Source organism: Pseudomonas sp. P5_A2_2, from assembly GCF_054177685.1.
Genome location: NZ_JBGCUL010001204.1, coordinates 1 through 1,225, shown reverse-complemented (window position 1 = coordinate 1,225; position 1,225 = coordinate 1). Strand labels below are relative to the sequence as shown.

Below are 1,225 nucleotides of genomic sequence, written 5' to 3'. Positions count from 1 at the left end.
CCGGTTTGGCGATTAGACATGGTGTATCTCCAAGAAACATATATTTTCAGTAGTACTGTGCTGCTCAGGCCAACTGGGCACACCCGGGTATCATAGTCGAAATGTTCGGTTTGGGAGCCCCCCGGACGAGCTGTTTGCCGATCAGTCGCGGTTTCTTTATGTCTTGAAATGGCTGAAAGCCCCGTTTTATAAGGCTCTTAGCCGAAAGTAAAGACGATAAAAAAAGCTGTAAAACCTGCATGAATTGTACGAAATGACCCGTTTCGAGTGCTTTTTGCCAGTAAAACAGGGCTTGAGAACATGGATCTGTGCTTATTTTTTGGCTTTGTTATCAGCTTTGCAGGCTGCAATTTGGCCAAAGGCTTTCTGTTTCAGGGCGTCGCTGGCTTTGTTGTCCATCAATGCCTGAATGTCGCTGGCCGGGAACGACTTGATCGCATCGGCACCACAAGCGCAGTGGGCCTTGGCCGCCGCCTCACCGATTTGTTGCGCGGCCGCGGGAACGCACTGARACATGTACTTCTCGCGTTCACCTTTTGGCCATTCGGCGTGGGCGGCCAGCGGCAGCAGCAGAACGATTGGTGCAACTACAGCGAATAAACGATTCAGATGCATGCCAGGATGCTCCTATGGGGTCAATGTCTTGTTATCTGAGCGCTAATGCGCGGCTCAAGTTCATCACTCTGGCATAAAAACGCCTGATTTACCGCGTTGGAAAACCTCTGCGCAGCTACTACCGTTCATCTGTGCTAGCATGCCTCGCTCGGGCGTTTGCAGGCTCCGACGGACCTTCAGTCCCGGCAGCGGCAGATGCGCGATTAACCCTGATTTGAATCCCAGTCACTCTGGTTCGGTTTTCCGGTTGGCCGCAAGGCTCCTGCCGCTGTAAGGCAGGCGTTCGTCATTGAATGGCCTGGACCGGATCTTGTACTGGCTCATCCCAACCCACGTGACCTTTGGTAGGGGTCACCACTAGGAGAGGAGGCGCCATGCCAACTATTACTCTTCCCGACGGCAGTCAACGTTCATTCGATCACCCGGTTTCCGTAGCCGAGGTCGCCGCATCCATCGGTGCAGGCCTGGCCAAGGCCACCGTGGCCGGCAAGGTCAATGGCAAGCTGGTCGACGCCAGCGACATCATCGACAGCGATGCGTCGCTGCAAATCATCACGCCAAAGGATGAAGAGGGGCTGGAGATCATTCGCCACTCTTGCGCCCACCTGGT

Annotated in this window: 2 protein-coding genes; one reads left to right on the top strand and one right to left on the bottom strand. The window is 54.4% G+C overall.

The genetic code is table 11. The annotated features are described in order from the left end of the window. Positions 1-312: 312 nt before the first annotated feature. On the bottom strand, positions 313-615 hold the full coding sequence (locus tag ACXRVY_RS30105; RefSeq protein WP_458239087.1) for a hypothetical protein: 303 nt from the start codon (positions 613-615) through the stop codon (positions 313-315). Positions 616-989: 374 nt separating this feature from the next. Between ACXRVY_RS30105 and ACXRVY_RS30100 the strand changes: the two genes are divergently transcribed. Beyond that, positions 990-1,225, top strand: a 236-nt coding sequence (locus ACXRVY_RS30100; RefSeq protein WP_458239086.1) for a TGS domain-containing protein, incomplete at its 3' end; no start/stop codon positions are given.